At 69.6% G+C, this 230-nt stretch carries 1 protein-coding gene; it reads right to left on the minus strand.

What is annotated here, in order from left to right; all coding sequences use genetic code 11:
• On the minus strand, nt 1–230 hold a 230-nt coding region (locus tag ACZ6JE_RS15780; protein WP_464319564.1), incomplete at both ends, for an AAA family ATPase.

Genomic DNA, 230 nt, shown 5'->3' on the forward strand with positions numbered 1-230 from the left:
GTGTGGGACGCCGCGTCCATCTCCATCACGTCCATGTGCTGGCCGGCCATGATGGCGGCGTCGTGCCGGCCGTGGGCGGTCAGGGTCAGCGACGGCTTGTCGATGACGTCGGTCTCGTTGTTCAGGGCGCGCGCCAATAGACGGGCGGTGGTCGTCTTGCCGACGCCCCGCACCCCGGTCAGCATGAAGGCGTGGGCGATCCGGCCGGTGGCGAAGGCGTTGGTCAGGGT

Source organism: Frigoribacterium sp. AC759 (assembly GCF_979256015.1).